Here is a 16,351-nt window from a genome sequence, read left to right as displayed (position 1 = left end):
ACACCGAGAGGAGCCCGATGTCTTGTACTGGGCAGCACTGACGTGCCGACCAGATCGAGCGGGAGCGCATGAAATAGGGCTATGCCTGCTGCCGAGGCCGGGAGTGACGGGTGCTCACGATGGTGAGCCGGTTCTCATGGCTCAGCGATACCGCGGGTGAGAACTGACGGCGCAGGCTCAGGACAAGCCAGCGCGCGGGGTGGGTAGCGCTAGCGAGCCGTGCGGGGCTTCTTCTTTGCCAGCGTCAGATGCGAGAAAACCGCGTGCAGGTCGCCCGAGGCGCTGTCTTCCTCGAGGTTGAGCTTGCTGTCGATGTGGTCCATGTGATGCATCATCAGGCGCACCGCTTTATCGCTGTCGCGGGCGGCGATGGCATCGATCAGTTCGTTGTGCTCATCGTAGGAACAGTGCGATCGGCTGCCACTTTCGTACTGCGCGATGATCAGCGAAGTCTGCGACACCAGGCTGCGCTGGAAGCTCACCAATGGTGCGTTCTTCGCCGCCTCCGCCAGCTTGAGGTGGAATTCGCCTGACAGACGGATGCCGGCGCCGCGATCGCCGCGAGCGAAGCAGTCGCGCTCGTCGATCACCATCTGCCGCAGCTCGGCCAGTTGCGCGTCACTGGCGTGCTGCACCGCCAGTTCGGTAATGGCCTTTTCCACCAAGCGACGGGCGAAGAAGATCTGCCGTGCCTCCTCGACGCTCGGGCTCGCCACCACCGCGCCGCGATTGGGGCGCAGCAGCACCACGCCCTCATGGGCCAGCCTCGACAGTGCGCGGCGGATGATGGTGCGGCTGACACCGAAGATCTCGCCCAGGGCCTCCTCGCTGAGCTTGGTGCCCGGGGCCAGGCGTTGCTCGAGGATGGCGTCGAAGATGTGGGCATAAACGATATCGTCCTGCGTCCCGGTGCGAGTCTTGCCGGTCTTGTTCGGCTTCTTCAGGGGCTGCAACTGTTCGTTCATCGATGGCTCGCAAATGAGGTGTCGGCAAGGCCGAACTTTACTGGGTTCACGACGTGACGGGCAGCTCGTCAGGCAAATAAATCGCTAAAAGCCCGTTTAGCTTGTGCACAAAGAAAGGGACCAAAGCCGCCGCCACAGGCAGCTTTCATACAATCCGCACTGGCCAGCCCACCACATTCAGGCAGCTACACGATTTAGTGTTTGCAATTCTTGTATACAAAAGCATAATCCGGACAGCCCTTCCTGACCTTTCGGTCAACTAACAGAACGAAGGGCCCACCATCACCCGCCCCTCGGGAGTACTCACGCTCCGGGTGATCGACAACAAGAACGATGAGGAACGCCCAGTGGAAAGCATCAAGCGCAAGCCCCAGGCAGCACCCTTGCAACGCACCGCCCCCGGCTGGCTGGACCGCCTGTTCAAGCTCAGCGAACACCGCACCAGCATCCGTACCGAACTGCTCGCCGGCCTGACGACCTTCGTCACCATGGCCTACATCATCTTCGTCAACCCGAACATCATGGCCGACGCCGGCATCGACCACGGCGCTGCCTTCGTTGCGACCTGCATCGGTGCCGCGCTCGGCTGCCTGTTGATGGGCCTGTACGCCAACTGGCCGGTCGGCCTGGCGCCAGGCATGGGCCTGAACGCCTTCTTCACCTACACAGTGGTTGGCGAGATGGGCTACAGCTGGCAGATCGCCCTGGGTGCGGTGTTCATCTCCGGCGTGCTGTTCATGATCATGAGCCTGTCGCGCATCCGCGAATGGTTGCTCAACAGCATCCCCATGAGCCTGCGCTTCGCCATGGGCGCGGGGGTCGGCCTGTTCCTCGGGCTGATCGGCCTGAAGACCGCCGGCATCGTGGTCGACAGCCCGGCCACCCTGCTGACCATGGGCTCGTTCGGCGAACCCACCGCCCTGCTCGCCGCGGTGTGCTTTCTGATGATCGCGGTACTCAGCCACCGCAACGTGTTCGGCGCGATCCTCGTCAGCATGCTGGCAGTGACCGCCATCGGCTGGGCCTTGGGGCTGGTCGAGTACAACGGCCTGGTGTCGATGCCGCCGAGCCTGGCGCCGACCTGGCTGGCGATGGATATCGCCGGTGCGCTCAACGTGGCAATGGTCAGCGTGATCCTCGCCTTCCTCTTCGTGAACATGTTCGATACCGCCGGGACCCTGATGGGCGTCGCCCATCGTGCCAACCTGGTGAACGAGGACGGCAAGATCGAGAACCTGTCCCGCGCGCTGAAGGCGGACAGCAGTTCCAGCGTGGTTGGCGCCTTCGTTGGCTGCCCGCCGGTGACCAGCTACGTGGAAAGCGCCTCGGGCGTCGCCGCCGGCGGCCGCACCGGGCTGACCGCAGTGACCGTCGGTGTGCTGTTCCTGATCGCGATGTTCTTCGCCCCGCTGGCCGGCATGATTCCGGCGTACGCCACCGCCGGCGCGCTGATTTACGTGGCGATGCTGATGATGAGCGGGCTGGCCAACATCGACTGGAAGGACCACACCGACACCATCCCGGCCATCGTCACCGTGGTGATGATGCCGCTGACCTTCTCCATCGCCAACGGCATCGCCCTGGGTTTCTTGACCTACGCAACGCTCAAGCTGTTGACTGGCCAGCGCGACAAAGTCTCCATCAGCCTCTACGTGCTGTGCGTGATCTTCATCGCCAAGTTCGCGTTTCTCTGAACGAGGCGCACGTCACCGCCCCGCCGCATTGCGGCGGGGCTTTTCTATTTCTCAGGAGAGTGTGATGAGTCTGGAAACCTGGTTGTTATATGCGAGTGCAGCGCTGGTGGTGATCCTCATCCCCGGGCCGCTGTCGCTGTTGATGATCAGCAACAGCCTGAGCTACGGAGTGCGCCGCTCCTGGCCAGCCTTTCTCGGCGGCATGACCGCCTCCATCGCCCTGCTCAGCGCCTCGGCGCTGGGCCTCGGCGCGTTGTTGATGGCTTCGGAACGACTGTTCAGCGCGCTCAAGCTGGTCGGTGCGCTGTACCTGTTCTACCTCGCCTGGCAGTGCTGGCAGGAGGCACGTCAGGCACCGGCTGCCCGCGAGATCGAAAGCCCGGCCCTCGCCCCGCGCTTCAGACGGTTGTTCGGCCGAGCCTTCATTCTGGGAGGCAGCAACCCGAAGGACATCCTTTTCTTCGCCGCCTTCCTGCCGCAGTTTCTCAGCGCGGGGCAGCCGCTGCTGCCACAGCTGCTGGTGATGACCCTGACCTGGGCGGTGCTGGACCTGTGCTGCAAGCTGGCCTACGGATTCGGCGCGCAGGGGGCGGCGCGCTATCTGCGCACCGGGAAAGGGCATGCGTGGTTCAACCGGACCAGCGCGGCACTGTTTGGTAGCGCGGGAGCGGCGTCCTTGATGAGTCGGTGACTCGGCCTGCGTTGGCAGCGCCGGCTCGCGACGTGATGGAGGCGACACGCCTGCCGCAGCGCAACCTGCAGTCCGTCCCGATGAACGCGCTGCGCACCCGAGTGAGTTCCGTACCGACGTCTTCGCGGTCACCCGCCCACGCAGGTGCTGCGGACCGCTGCTCATCACGCGCTTCGACTCTCACCAATAAAAAACCCGCCATTACGGCGGGCAAAAGGGACTCCATAAGAGTCAGCACTGAACAGGCGCCGCCTCAGCTACCCCGATAGGTCGAATAGCTGTACGGCGAAATCAGCAGCGGCACGTGATAGTGATCCTGCCCGGCATCGATGCCGAAGCGCAGCACCACCTCGTCGAGGAACGCCGGCGCCCCCAGCGTCACACCGCGACCACGGTAGTAGTCGCCAGCGTGGAAATGCAGCTGATAGACCCCGGACCGGTAGTCCGCGCCGTCCAGCAGCGGGCTGTCGCAGCGGCCATCGGCGTTGGTTTCACGCGTGGCGACCAGGGTCAGGCCCTGATCCTCGACGCGATACAGCTCCACCTTGATTCCGCTGCCCGGGCAACCGTGGGCGGCATCGAGTACGTGTGTGGTCAAACGGCCCACGGGCACCTCCGCTCTGTTGAATGGAAACTGACCCGGAGCATAGCCAGCGCGAACAACAGACTCAAGACAATTTTAATATATTTTTGTACACAATCCAAGAGAGCGACAGTTGGCCCGTTCTCTGCAGACACCGTCTGTCGTGACGGCCCGCTTGAAAACCGCCGGCAGCGGTGTTTCGCAGCAAGCTCCGTGAAAAAGCTATTTACAAGCCACGCATCGATTTGTATACAATCTGGCCATCCGGTCGTTACATCACGACCCGCCACACAGGAAGCAGCCCAGTGAGCGCCGACTACCCACGCGACTTGATCGGTTACGCCAGCAACCCGCCCCATCCGCAATGGCCGGGCGACGCCCGTATCGCCCTGTCCTTCGTGCTGAACTACGAGGAAGGCGGCGAGCGCAGCGTGCTGCATGGCGACAAGGAATCTGAAGCCTTCCTCTCCGAGATGGTCGCGGCGCAACCCCTGCAGGGCGTGCGCAACATGAGCATGGAGTCGCTCTATGAATACGGCAGCCGCGCCGGCGTCTGGCGCCTGCTCAAGCTGTTCAAGCGCCACGACATTCCGCTGACCATCTTCGCCGTGGCCATGGCCGCGCAGCGCCATCCGGAGGTGATCAAGGCCATGGTCGCCGACGGCCACGAGATCTGCAGCCACGGTTATCGCTGGATCGACTACCAATACATGGATGAGGCCCAGGAGCGCGAGCACATGCTCGAGGCCATCCGCATCCTCACGGAGCTCACCGGCGAGCGCCCGCTGGGCTGGTACACCGGCCGCACCAGCCCCAGTACCCGGCGCCTGGTGCGCGAGGAAGGCGGCTTTCTCTACGACTCGGACACCTACGATGACGACCTGCCCTACTGGGACCTGGAATCCACGCCGGTCAAGCCGCACCTGGTGATCCCCTATACGCTGGACACCAACGACATGCGCTTCACCCAGGTGCAGGGCTTCAACAAGGGTGACGACTTCTACCAGTACCTGAAGGACGCCTTCGACGTGCTCTACGCCGAAGGCTGCGAAGGTGCGCCGAAAATGCTGTCCATCGGCATGCATTGCCGCCTGCTGGGTCGCCCCGCTCGTCTGGCCGCGCTGCAGCGCTTCGTCGAATACGCCAAGGGGCATGACAAGGTCTGGTTTGCCCGCCGCGTCGATATCGCCCGCCACTGGCACGCCACCCACCCCATGACCGCGGAGCGCAATTGATGACCCCGTTCAAGACAATCAAGCCCTCGACCCTCGACCGCGATGCCTTCGTCGCCGCCTTCGCCGATGTCTACGAGCATTCGCCCTGGGTCGCCGAGACGGTCTATGGCGCCGGCGTCGACGAGACGCTGGACTACGTCGAGGTGATGCACACCCGCCTGTCCCAGGCGATGCTCGCCGCCGACCACGACACCCAGCTCGCGCTGGTCAATGCGCACCCGGATCTGGCCGGCAAGGCGGCCGTGCGCGGCGAGCTGACTGCCGCCAGCACGTCCGAACAGGCAGGCGCGGGCATCCATGAGTGCACGCCCGACGAGTTCGCCCGCTTCACCGAACTCAACGACGCCTACAAGGCCAGGTTCGGCTTTCCCTTCATCATGGCGGTCAAGGGCAGCAACCGGCATCAGATCCTCGCCGCGTTCGAGGAGCGCATCCACAACAGCCCGGAACAGGAATTCGTCCGGGCACTGGCGGAGATCAACAAGATCGCCCTGTTCCGCCTGCAGGCCATGTAGCCGGAAAAGGGAACAGGCACCACCGCAGTACAGGCAGCAAGGGCAGAACGCTCCACTCCATTTCAAGGCAGATCGCGATGAAAGCTTACGCCGTACCCTTCGAGAAATACGTCAACCTGGCCGACGCACGCCTGGGGACCCGCGCCATTTCCGTCACCGACGACTGGTTCGCCGACGTCAACCGGCTGTTCCAGCCGACGCCTGCCGTATGGAAGGAAGGCGTATTCGATGACAACGGCAAGTGGATGGACGGCTGGGAGTCGCGCCGCAAGCGTTTCGAAGGTTACGACCACGCGGTGATCCGCCTCGGCGTACCGGGCTGGATCAAGGGCGTGGACATCGACACCAGCCACTTCACCGGCAACTACCCGCCATCTGCCTCGCTGGAAGCCTGCTTCGTCGCCGACGGCGACCCGAGCGACGCGACTGTCTGGACCGAAGTCCTTCCGGCCGTGGAGCTCAAGGGCAACAGCCACCACTACCACGAGATCGCCTTCGACAAGCCGGTCAGTCACCTGCGCTTCAACATCTACCCGGACGGCGGCGTCGCCCGCCTGCGCGTGCACGGCATCCCGTACCGCGACTGGCGCAGCGTCGGCGACAACGAGCAGGTCGACCTGGCGGCCGCCCTCAATGGCGGCCGCGCACTGGCCTGCTCGGACGAGCACTTCGGGCGCATGAGCAACATTCTCAACCCGAACCGCGGCGAGAACATGGGCGACGGCTGGGAAACCGCCCGCCGCCGTACCCCGGGCAACGACTGGGTGATCGTCGCCCTCGGCCACCCGGGCGAGATCGAGCGCATCGTCGTCGATACCCTGCACTTCAAGGGCAACTACCCGGACAGCTGCTCGATCCAGGCGGCCTACGTGAAGGGCGGCACCGACAGCCAGATCGAGACCCAGAGCCTGTTCTGGCGCGAACTGCTGCCCAGCCAGAAGCTCTCCATGCACGCCGAGCACGAGTTCAGTGAGCAGATCGCCAAGCTCGGCCCGGTGACCCACGTACGCCTGAACATCTTTCCGGACGGCGGCGTCAGCCGGCTACGGCTGTTTGGCAAGGTGGCCCGCTAAGCGAGCCAAAGGGCAAGACCGGGAGTGGTAGCCGTGGACTGAAGCCCAGGCTACGGATCCGACAGCCTCAACGGCGGTTTGCAGCCGCCCTTCGATTCAGCAATCAAGATAACGAGCACCGCATGCGCACACTCAAGATCGAACCGTTGACCAAGGAAGCCTTCGCTCCATTCGGCGATGTCATCGAAACCGAAGGCAGCGACTATTTCATGATCAACAACGGTTCCACCCGCCGCTATCACAAGCTGGCGACGGTCGAGACCGCGCAGCCGGAAGACCAGGCCATCATCAGCATCTTCGCCGCTGACGCGCTGGAAATGCCGCTGGTGGTCCGCATGCTCGAACGACACCCGCAGGGCAGCCAGGCGTTCATACCGCTGCTCGGCAACCCCTTTCTGGTCGTGGTCGCGCCACTTGGCGATGCACCTGTACCGGGCCACGTCCGCGCCTTCCACAGCAATGGCAGGCAGGGCGTCAATTACCACCGCGGCGTCTGGCACCACCCGGTGCTGACGATCGAAAAGCGGGATGAATTCCTGGTGGTCGATCGCAGCGGTTCTGGCAACAACTGCGACGAGTACTTCTTCACGGAGGACCAGCAACTCCTCCTCGACCCCCAACGGAAATCGACATGAGTGCTGCCGCGCTCGCGACGGACTCAAGCCGACTCCAATAAGAAGAAATGACGGCCGCTACGGCGACCGTGCAAAGAGGTAATCAACGTGGACGCACATCTGACCGAATGGTTGAACCTGAGTATTCGCTGGATTCACATGATCGTCGGCATCGCCTGGATCGGTGCCTCGTTCTACTTCGTCTGGCTGGAGAACAACCTCAACCGCAGTAACCCACGCGAGGGGCTTTCGGGCGACCTCTGGGCCATCCACGGTGGCGGTATCTACCACCTGGAGAAATACAAGCTCGCCCCGCCGCAGATGCCCGAGAACCTGCACTGGTTCAAGTGGGAGGCCTACACCACCTGGCTGTCCGGTGTGGCCCTGCTGATGGTGGTGTACTACCTCAACCCGAGCCTGTACCTGATCGCACCGGGCAGTGAACTGTCCCCGGCTGCAGCCATCGCCATCGGCTTCGGCTCGCTGATCGTCGGCTGGTTCGTCTATGACCTGCTCTGCGATTCGCCGCTGGGCAAGACCCCCGCCCTGCTCGGCCTGGTGCTGTTCGTGCTGGTGATCGCCGCCTGCTGGGGCTATTCGCAGATCTTCAGCGGTCGCGCGGCCTATATCCACACCGGCGCCCTGATCGGCACCATCATGGTCGGCAACGTGTTCCGCATCATCATGCCGGCGCAGCGCGCACTGGTCGCCGCCATCGAGCAGAACCGCACGCCCGATCCGGTGCTGCCGGCCAAGGGTCTGCTGCGTTCGCGGCACAACAACTACTTCACCCTGCCGGTGCTGTTCATCATGATCAGCAACCACTTCCCGAGCACCTACGGCAGCCAGTACAACTGGCTGATCCTCGCCGCACTGGGTGCGCTGTCGGTACTGGCCCGCCACTACTTCAACACCCGCCACAGCGGCAACCGCTTCGCCTGGGCGCTGCCGGCCGCGGCGCTGGGCATGATCTGTCTGGCCTACGTCACCGCACCGAACCGTCAACCGGCACCAAACCTGGCAGCAACCTCGCCGGAGCAGGCGAGCATGGCGAACCAGGCCGCAGCCGGCGCCGCCGACTTTGCCAAGGTCAACGCGGTGATTCATGAGCGCTGCACCGTCTGCCATTCGGCGAACCCGAGCAGTCCGATGTTCAGCGCCGCGCCGGCCGGTGTCATGTTCGACAGCCCCGAACAGATCCGCCAGCAGGCGGCGAAGATCCATGCTCAGACCGTGGCCAGCCAGATCATGCCGCTGGGCAACATCACCCAGATGACCCAGGAAGAGCGCGACCTGCTCGGTGACTGGATCGCCAAGGGCGCCCGAATCAACTGAGACTGCGGCAAGCCGCACGCATGGCGTGCGGATTTTTTATGCGACGACGTTTCACCGCCGGGCACGCCCCCGGTGCAGGCCATACCGGCCCCTCCGTGCAGGGGGCTGTCGCGACAATCAATAACAAACGCGCCCGAGGTATCTTGCATGAACGATCTGAACGCCCGCTCCGCCGGGGCGAATCGGCTGCCCTGGCTGCAGCAATTGCTGGTGAGCCTGCAGCATGTGCTGCTGATGTACGGCGGCGCCGTCGCCGTCCCGCTGATCGTCGGCCAGGCGGCCGGACTGTCCCGCGATGAAATCGCCTTTCTGATCAATGCCGACCTGCTGGTCGCCGGCATCGCCACGCTGGTGCAGTCGCTGGGCATCGGCCCGATGGGCATCCGCATGCCGGTGATGATGGGCGCCAGTTTCGCCGCGGTGAGCAGCATGGTAGTCATGGCCGGCATGCCGGGTGTGGGCATGACCGGCATCTTCGGCGCAACCATCGCCGCCGGCGCCTTCGGCCTGCTGATCGCCCCCTTCGTCTGCCGCATCGTGCGCTTCTTCCCGCCGCTGGTGACCGGCACCGTGATCACCGCCATCGGCCTGTCGCTGTTTCCGGTGGCGGTGAACTGGGCCGGCGGCGGCAGCAGCACCAGCCAGTTCGGCAGTGTGCACTACCTCGGCATCGCGGCGGCGGTGCTCGGCACCATCCTGCTGGTCAACCGCTTCCTGCGCGGGTTCTGGGTCAACGTTTCGGTGCTGATCGGCATGGGCCTCGGTTATGCACTGGCTGGTGCGCTGGGCATGGTCGACCTTTCCGGCATGGCCGCAGCGCCCGCGGTGCAGGTGGTCACACCGAACCACTTCGGCACGCCGACCTTCTCGCTGGCGCCGATCCTCTCGATGTGCCTGGTGGTGGTGATCATTTTCGTCGAGTCGGCGGGCATGTTTCTGGCACTCGGGCGGATCACCGGCGAAACGGTCGACCCGCAACGGTTGCGCCGCGGGCTGCTGTGCGATGCAGGCGCGACCTTCCTGGCCGGCTTCATGAATACCTTCACCCATTCATCGTTCGCGCAGAACATCGGCCTCGTGCAGATGACCGGCGTGCGCAGCCGCTACGTCACCGCGATCGCCGGGCTGATCCTGATCGCCCTGAGCCTGCTGCCGAAAGCGGCGTTCCTGGTCGCCTCGATACCCGCCGCAGTGCTCGGCGGCGCCGGTATCGCCATGTTCGGCATGGTCGCGGCGACCGGCATCAAGATCCTCCAGGAAGCCGATATCAGTGATCGGCGCAACCAGCTGCTGGTGGCCGTGAGCATCGGCCTGGGCATGATCCCCGTGATTCGCCCGGAGTTCTTCGCGCAGCTGCCGCACTGGCTGGAGCCGATCACCCACAGCGGCATCGCCCTGGCGACACTGAGCGCGGTGGCGCTGAACCTGTTGTTCAATGTGCTCGGCGGCCCCGAGCGCGAGGCACTGACCGGCTCGGCTCACGCCTGAGTGATCCCCTGGCGGCCCAGCACGGGCCGCCCTACCCACCGCCTTCGCTCTGCTGCCACGAGGTCAGCTCGACAAGCCGGCACATCCCGTTAAAATGCCGCGCCCCTCCTCTGCGCCGGACGCCGCCCGTGATTGAAGCCAGCTGGATTGCCTTCGCCTTCGCCCTCGGGCTGCTTGCCCGCTTCATCGGCCTCCCGCCACTGATCGGCTATCTGGGCGCCGGTTTTGCACTGGCAGCGGCCGGTGACTATGTCGGCATCACCCAGAACGACAGCATCATCCTCGACCATCTGGCGCATCTGGGCGTGCTCCTGCTGCTGTTCACCGTGGGGCTCAAGCTCAAGCTTGGCAATCTGGTGCGCCGCGAAGTCATTGGCGGCAGCCTGCTGCACTTCCTCATATCCAGCGTGCTGGTACTGCCCGCAATCATGCTGATCCTCGACAGCGACTGGCGCGAAGCAATGCTGCTGGCCATCGCCCTGTCATTCTCCAGTACCGTGCTCGCCGCCAAGGTGCTGGAAAGCAAGCGCGAGCTGCGCGCCTTCCATGGCCGCGTCGCCATCGGCGTGCTGATCATCCAGGACCTCATCGCCCTGGTGGTGATGAGCCTCGCCGCCGGCAAGTTGCCTTCCGCCTGGGCGTTGCTGGTGTTCCTGCTGCCGCTGTTGCGACCCGTGCTGTTCCGCCTGCTCGACCACAGCGGCCACGAAGAACTGATGGTGCTGCTCGGCCTGATGCTGGCACTGGTCGCAGGCGGCCTCGGCTTCGAATATGTCGGCCTGAGTTCCGAACTGGGCGCCCTGGCCTTCGGTGCCATGCTGGCCAAGCACAAGCGCGCCAGTGAGCTATCCAACTCGCTGTGGGCGATCAAGGAAGTGTTCCTGGTCGGCTTCTTCCTCAAGATCGGCATCGGCGGGCTGCCGGATGCCGACGCCCTGTGGTTCGCCTTCGCCATGGCGTTGCTGCTGCCGCTCAAGGGCGTGCTGTTCTTCGGCCTGTTCATCGCCTTCCGCCTGCGTGCACGCAGCGCCTTTCTCAGCGCGACCAGCCTGACCAACTACAGCGAGTTCGGCCTGATCGTCGCCAGCGTGGTACTGCCGCAATGGCTGATGCCACTGGCGATCACGGTGGCCCTGTCGTTCATCATTTCCGCGCAGCTTAACCGCGTCGCCCACCCGCTGTACGAACGCCTGGCGCCGCGGCTGATTCGTTGCGAGCGCAACATTCGCCACCCGGACGAACAACCGGTGTCGCTGGGCGACGCGCGCATCCTGATCATGGGCATGGGGCGCACGGGGCGGGCCGCCTACGACTATCTGGCGCAGAAGGGCTTTCGCCTGATCAGCCTCGACTCCGACCCGGTGATGGTGGAAAAAAACACCCAGGAAGGACGCAAGATTCTCTTCGCCGATGCCGAGGACCAGATGTTCTGGCAGAGCCTGGAGATGAACCAGGTCGAGGCCGTGATCCTGGCAATGAACGATCCGGAGGCCAAGATCATCTCGACCCGCAAACTGCGCGAAAGCGGCTTCCGCGGGCTGGTCGTCTCCCATGCCATGTACGAGGACATAGCCCAGCGCATTCAGGAAGCCGGCGCCGACCGTACCTACCTGACCATGAGCGAAGCCGGTGCCGGCCTGGCCGAAAACGTGGCACGGGAGCTGGAATCAAGGTAAGCGGTGCGACCACCGGTCATCTTGTACACAATCCAAAAATTTATTGTTCCAACGCCTGTCCACAGATTGCTATAGTCGGGCTATCCGATCACCGACCCTACAGCCGGTGCAGCGGGTAGAGGAGCCGTGACCCTCGAAAGCCCATGACCGTACAACAACAAATGGCAGGCTTGACCATGACCGCAACCGATTCGAGCAGCGGCACCGCTGCTGCACCTCAGCAGGATCTGATCTACGGGCTGGACGATCGCCCGGCTCCCCTTCCGGCACTCTTCGCGGCGCTGCAGCACGTACTGGCGAGTTTCGTCGGCGTCATCACCCCCACCCTGATCGTCGGCAGCGCCCTGGGCCTGGGTGCCTACGTGCCCTATCTGGTCAGCATGGCGCTGTTCGTCTCCGGCCTCGGCACCTTCGTCCAGGCCAAGCGCATCGGCCCGATCGGCTCCGGACTGCTCTGCCTGCAGGGCACCAGCTTCGGCTTTCTCAGCGCCATCCTCAGTGCCGGCTTCATCGTCAAGGCACGCGGCGGCACGCCTGAAGAGATTCTCGCCACGCTGTTCGGCGTGAGTTTCTGCGCGGCCTTTGTCGAAATCGCCTTCAGCCAGTGCATCAACAAGCTGCGCCGGGTGATCACCCCTGTCGTCACCGGAACGATCATCTGCCTGATGGGGCTGTCGCTGATCAAGGTGGCGATGACCGACATCGCCGGCGGCTACGGCGCACCTGATCTGGGCGCACTGTCCAACCTCGCCCTGGCGGGTCTGGTGATCGGCATCATCGTGGTGCTCAACCGCTTCCCCTGGCCGGTGCTGCGGCTGTCCGCGGTGATCGCCGCACTCAGCATCGGCTACGCCGTGGCACTGGCGATGGGCAAGGTCGATCTGTCCGGCCTGGGCGACCTGCCCTTGGTCAGCGTGCCGCAGCCGTTCCGCTTCGGCTTCGCCTTCGACTGGATGGCCTTCATTCCGATCGCCGTGATCTTCCTCATCACGCCGCTGGAAACAGCCGGCGACCTCACCGCCAACTCGATGATCTCGCGCCAGCCGGTACGCGGCCCGCTGTACATGCGCCGCATCAAGTCCGGCATTCTCGCCGACGGCTGCGCCTCGGCCACTGCGGCGGTGTTCAACAGCCTGCCGATGACTACCTTCAGCCAGAACAACGGTGTGATCCAGCTGACCGGCGTGGCCAGCCGCCACGTGGGCTTCTATATCGCCGGGTTGCTGGTGCTGCTGGGCCTGTTCCCGGCAGTCGGCGGCGTGCTGCAGGCGATGCCCAAGCCGGTGCTCGGCGGCGCCACCCTGATCATGTTCGGCACCGTGGCCATCGCCGGCATCAAGATCCTCGCCGAAGCCGGCCTGCACCGGCGCAACATGCTGATCGTCTCGATCTCCCTCGGCATGGGCCTGGGCGTGGCCAGCGTGCCGGAAGTGCTGAGCGCGATGCCCGACGTGCTGAAGAACATCTTCGGTTCGCCGATCACCATCGGTGCCTTCAGCGCCATCCTTCTCAACCTGTTCCTGCCGCGCGAAGCATCCGAGCGCGACGTGTTCGACCCGGAGGAGCTGATCGAGGACGCCGTGGGCACCAATACCCTGTCGGTGAACATCCCCGATTACCGGGAGCAGGATGATCGGCACCGCCGTGACGCCTTGCCGCAACCGGCAGGCGCCGACTTCAAAGGCTGATCACCCCCTTCGCTACAAGCCGTGCGACCGGAGCAGTGCCGGTCGTGCGGCCCTGCCTATAACAAAAACACAAGGGAATCCCCCATGCGACTGAAGACTGCCCCTTGCTGCCTGGCGCTCACCGGCGCCCTGCTGACGACCCCTGCCCTGGCTGCCGACCTGATGCTCTGGCAGAACAACAGCCTGACCTATCTGTACGGCAAGAACTTCGCCGTCGACTCGGGTGAGGACGGCCGCGAGGCCTCAATCCAGCAGACCATCACCTTCGAACACGCCAGCGGCTGGAGCTGGGGCGACGTGTTCCTGTTCGTCGACCACAAGTGGTTCAACGGCCACTCGGGCAAGGACGGCCGAACTTACTACGGCGAGTTCAGCCCGCGGCTGTCGCTCGGGAAACTCACCGGCACGGACCTGTCGTTCGGGCCGGTGAAGGACGTGCTGATCTCGGCCACCTATGAGCGTGGCGAAAGCCTGGCCAACGGCACGCCGAACCAGAACTACCTGCTCGGCCCGGCCGTCGACCTCAGGGTGCCCGGCTTCGACCGTTTCGCCATCAACACCTACTACCGCAAGCCCGACGGCGCCACCGGCAAGCCGAGTGGCCAGTGGCAGATCACCCCGACCTGGGCCATGACCATCCCGGTGGGCAAGTCCGACATCCTGTTCGATGGCTATATCGACTGGGTGGTGAACGACGCCGGCTCCAAGGCGCGCGGCAACTACCTGGCGAAGAATTTCCACTTCAATCCGCAGGTGAAGTACGACCTCGGCAAGGCCTTGGACCATGAGGCTGGCCGGCTCTATATCGGCATCGAATACGACTATTGGGCCAACAAGTACGCGATTGAGGACAGCCGCAACTTCAACACCGACAACAACGTGGTGAATGCCATCGTCAAGGCACACTTCTGACGGCCGCACAGAACGGGGCGCCGCCCGGTGGGGGTGTCCCGTTCATGCTGCAGACAGCCACGACGTCGACTGCGACACCATGTCCTGATAAATCTTCTGAAAGCGGCAATCCCTTGATTTGACGCGCTTCTCGCACGGTCGTGGTTCGCAGACAATATGACCAGTAGCCATCAACTAAACGCACCGCAAGGGACGAACCATATGCACATCAAGACCGCCCCACTCGCCGTCGCACTTGCCGGCAGCCTGCTCACCGCTCCGGTAATGGCAGAAGGTCTTCTGCACTGGCAAAGCAACAGCCTGACCTACCTGTACGGCAAGGACTACAAGATCGATTCGCCGATCCAGCAGACCGTCACCTTCGAGCACGCCAACGGCTGGAAGTACGGCGACACCTTCTTCTTCGTCGACTCGATCCACTATAACGGCAAGGGTAACGACAACGGCCGGGACGACAGCACCTTCTACGGCGAATTCTCGCCACGCCTGTCGTTCGGCAAGATCTTCCAGCGTGACCTGAGCTTCGGCCCGATTACCGACGTACTGGTCGCGATGACCTACGAGTTCGGTGAAGGCGATGTGGAAACCTACATGATCGGCCCGGGCTTCGACCTCAACGTCCCCGGCTTCGACTACTTCTCCGTGAACTTCTACCACCGCAACACCGACGGTGACCGCGTAGGGGACGGCGTCTGGCAGATCACCCCGGTGTGGGGCTACACCCTGCCGGTGGGCAACTCCGACATCCTCATCGACGGTTTCATCGACTGGGTGGTGGACAACGACCGCAACTCCCGCGGCGAGGAATACCACGCCAACTTCCACTTCAACCCGCAGATCAAGTACGACCTGGGCAAGGCGTTGAACTGGGGCGAGAAGCAGCTCTACGTCGGTATCGAATACGACTACTGGACCAACAAGTACGGTATCGAGGACGGCGGCGAGTTCAGCAGGCAAGTTGTTGGCAAGACCGACCAGAACACCTTCAGCGCCATCGTCAAGGCGCATTTCTAAGCGCTGTTGCGAAGGGGCAACGTGCCCCTTCGCTTCCCCCGCCGTCCGGTTGAGGGGCTTGCGACAGGGGTGCTAGCATGCGGGCGCTTGTCCGTGCCGCCGGCAGCCAGCGAAAGGCCCCCATGTCCAGTATCCGTGAGCGCAACAAAGAGCTGATTCTCAAAGCCGCCAGCGAGGAATTCGCGGAAAAGGGCTTCGCCGCCACCAAGACCAGCGACATCGCCGCCCGCGCCGGGCTGCCGAAGCCCAACGTCTATTACTACTTCAAGTCCAAGGAAAACCTCTATCGCGAGGTGCTGGAGAGCATCGTCGAACCGCTGCTCGAAGCCTCGGCACCGTTCAATCAGCCCGGGCATCCGGCCGAGGTGCTGCGCGCCTACATCCGCACCAAGATCCGCATTTCCCGCGATCACGCCTATGCGTCCAAGGTGTTCGCCAGCGAGATCATGCATGGCGCCCCGCACCTTTCACCGGAGCGCACCGCCCAGCTCAACGCCCAGGCCGCGCATAACATCGCCTGCATTCAGGGCTGGATCGACGATGGCCTGATGGCGAAGGTGGACGCCAATCACCTGCTGTTCAGCATCTGGGCGGCGACCCAGACCTATGCCGATTTCGACTGGCAGATCAGCACCGTCACCGGCAAGGCCCGGCTCGACGACGCCGACTACGACGCGGCCGCCGACACCATCATCCGCCTGGTGCTCAAGGGCTGCGAGATCGCCGAACCGAGCTGACGCCTTACGGCGACGTGCCATCTGACGCAGCGACTCAACGTCCGCATTGCCGACCCGCCGGGCAAATTGGACGGGCGAAATTCGCCGTGACGCTTGTCCTATGGTGATCGCGCCGCCGTGGCGCCCCGGAC

At 63.9% G+C, this 16,351-nt stretch carries 15 protein-coding genes; 13 read left to right on the top strand and 2 right to left on the bottom strand.

What is annotated here, in order from left to right; translation table 11 throughout:
* Positions 1-209: 209 nt before the first annotated feature.
* Positions 210-965, bottom strand: a complete 756-nt coding sequence (locus EA798_RS04710) for a GntR family transcriptional regulator (protein ID WP_106157897.1) — start codon at positions 963-965, stop codon at positions 210-212.
* A gap of 347 nt (positions 966-1,312) precedes the next feature.
* Between EA798_RS04710 and EA798_RS04705 the strand changes: the two genes are divergently transcribed.
* Entirely contained in the window at positions 1,313-2,659 is a 1,347-nt protein-coding gene (locus tag EA798_RS04705; RefSeq protein WP_106158815.1) for an NCS2 family permease, read from the top strand.
* A gap of 64 nt (positions 2,660-2,723) precedes the next feature.
* On the top strand, positions 2,724-3,350 hold the full coding sequence (locus tag EA798_RS04700; RefSeq protein WP_122098227.1) for a LysE family translocator: 627 nt from the start codon (positions 2,724-2,726) through the stop codon (positions 3,348-3,350).
* A gap of 253 nt (positions 3,351-3,603) precedes the next feature.
* Here the strand turns inward: EA798_RS04700 and uraH are convergent, their stop codons facing one another.
* Positions 3,604-3,957, bottom strand: coding sequence for a hydroxyisourate hydrolase (gene uraH / locus EA798_RS04695; protein ID WP_045158910.1), 354 nt, complete (start codon positions 3,955-3,957; stop codon positions 3,604-3,606).
* A 281-nt stretch (positions 3,958-4,238) separates the two neighbouring features.
* Here uraH and puuE point away from each other — a divergent pair, with 281 nt between their 5' ends.
* From puuE to EA798_RS04640, 11 genes are all read left to right on the top strand, one after another.
* On the top strand, positions 4,239-5,168 hold the full coding sequence (gene puuE, locus EA798_RS04690; protein ID WP_122098226.1) for an allantoinase PuuE: 930 nt from the start codon (positions 4,239-4,241) through the stop codon (positions 5,166-5,168).
* A complete protein-coding gene (gene uraD / locus EA798_RS04685) occupies positions 5,168-5,683 on the top strand; it encodes a 2-oxo-4-hydroxy-4-carboxy-5-ureidoimidazoline decarboxylase (RefSeq protein ID WP_122098225.1) in 516 nt (171 codons plus the stop codon). The genes puuE and uraD overlap by 1 nt, the downstream gene beginning before the upstream one ends.
* 77 nt (positions 5,684-5,760) lie before the next feature.
* A complete protein-coding gene (alc, locus tag EA798_RS04680; protein WP_122098224.1) occupies positions 5,761-6,756 on the top strand; it encodes an allantoicase in 996 nt (331 codons plus the stop codon).
* A 122-nt stretch (positions 6,757-6,878) separates the two neighbouring features.
* On the top strand, positions 6,879-7,391 hold the full coding sequence (locus EA798_RS04675) for an ureidoglycolate lyase (protein WP_122098223.1): 513 nt from the start codon (positions 6,879-6,881) through the stop codon (positions 7,389-7,391).
* 87 nt (positions 7,392-7,478) lie between these two features.
* A complete protein-coding gene (locus EA798_RS04670) occupies positions 7,479-8,705 on the top strand; it encodes a urate hydroxylase PuuD (protein ID WP_106157891.1) in 1,227 nt (408 codons plus the stop codon).
* Positions 8,706-8,852: 147 nt separating this feature from the next.
* Positions 8,853-10,193, top strand: a complete 1,341-nt coding sequence (locus tag EA798_RS04665; RefSeq protein WP_122098222.1) for a nucleobase:cation symporter-2 family protein — start codon at positions 8,853-8,855, stop codon at positions 10,191-10,193.
* A gap of 128 nt (positions 10,194-10,321) precedes the next feature.
* The gene (locus EA798_RS04660) at positions 10,322-11,869 is read left to right on the top strand and encodes a cation:proton antiporter family protein (RefSeq protein ID WP_106157889.1); all 1,548 of its coding nucleotides are present in this window, start codon (positions 10,322-10,324) and stop codon (positions 11,867-11,869) included.
* Positions 11,870-12,045: 176 nt separating this feature from the next.
* Entirely contained in the window at positions 12,046-13,557 is a 1,512-nt protein-coding gene (locus EA798_RS04655; RefSeq protein ID WP_208643708.1) for a uracil-xanthine permease family protein, read from the top strand.
* Positions 13,558-13,641: 84 nt separating this feature from the next.
* On the top strand, positions 13,642-14,469 hold the full coding sequence (locus EA798_RS04650; RefSeq protein WP_106157888.1) for an outer membrane protein OmpK: 828 nt from the start codon (positions 13,642-13,644) through the stop codon (positions 14,467-14,469).
* A 201-nt stretch (positions 14,470-14,670) separates the two neighbouring features.
* Entirely contained in the window at positions 14,671-15,483 is an 813-nt protein-coding gene (locus tag EA798_RS04645) for an outer membrane protein OmpK (protein ID WP_122098221.1), read from the top strand.
* A 122-nt stretch (positions 15,484-15,605) separates the two neighbouring features.
* Complete coding sequence (locus EA798_RS04640) at positions 15,606-16,220, top strand: TetR/AcrR family transcriptional regulator (protein WP_122098220.1); 615 nt, start codon at positions 15,606-15,608, stop codon at positions 16,218-16,220.
* Positions 16,221-16,351: the final 131 nt, after the last annotated feature.

The sequence above is a fragment of the Pseudomonas songnenensis genome, assembly GCF_003696315.1.
In the GTDB taxonomy this organism is placed as follows: domain Bacteria; phylum Pseudomonadota; class Gammaproteobacteria; order Pseudomonadales; family Pseudomonadaceae; genus Stutzerimonas; species Stutzerimonas songnenensis.
The sequence above is the reverse complement of the archived record's forward strand: the minus strand, read 5'-3'. Positions and strand labels throughout refer to the sequence as shown.

Excerpts from the sequence above, each read along its gene's own strand:
- EA798_RS04710 (WP_106157897.1), bottom strand. The coding sequence starts at position 965 with ATGAACGAACAGTTGCAGCCCCTGAAGAAGCCGAACAAGACCGGCAAG.
- EA798_RS04645 (WP_122098221.1), top strand. The coding sequence starts at position 14,671 with ATGCACATCAAGACCGCCCCACTCGCCGTCGCACTTGCCGGCAGCCTG.
- EA798_RS04700 (WP_122098227.1), top strand. The coding sequence starts at position 2,724 with ATGAGTCTGGAAACCTGGTTGTTATATGCGAGTGCAGCGCTGGTGGTG.
- EA798_RS04665 (WP_122098222.1), top strand. The coding sequence starts at position 8,853 with ATGAACGATCTGAACGCCCGCTCCGCCGGGGCGAATCGGCTGCCCTGG.
- alc (WP_122098224.1), top strand. The coding sequence starts at position 5,761 with ATGAAAGCTTACGCCGTACCCTTCGAGAAATACGTCAACCTGGCCGAC.
- EA798_RS04675 (WP_122098223.1), top strand. The coding sequence starts at position 6,879 with ATGCGCACACTCAAGATCGAACCGTTGACCAAGGAAGCCTTCGCTCCA.
- uraD (WP_122098225.1), top strand. The coding sequence starts at position 5,168 with ATGACCCCGTTCAAGACAATCAAGCCCTCGACCCTCGACCGCGATGCC.
- EA798_RS04650 (WP_106157888.1), top strand. The coding sequence starts at position 13,642 with ATGCGACTGAAGACTGCCCCTTGCTGCCTGGCGCTCACCGGCGCCCTG.
- EA798_RS04655 (WP_208643708.1), top strand. The coding sequence starts at position 12,046 with ATGACCGCAACCGATTCGAGCAGCGGCACCGCTGCTGCACCTCAGCAG.
- EA798_RS04640 (WP_122098220.1), top strand. The coding sequence starts at position 15,606 with ATGTCCAGTATCCGTGAGCGCAACAAAGAGCTGATTCTCAAAGCCGCC.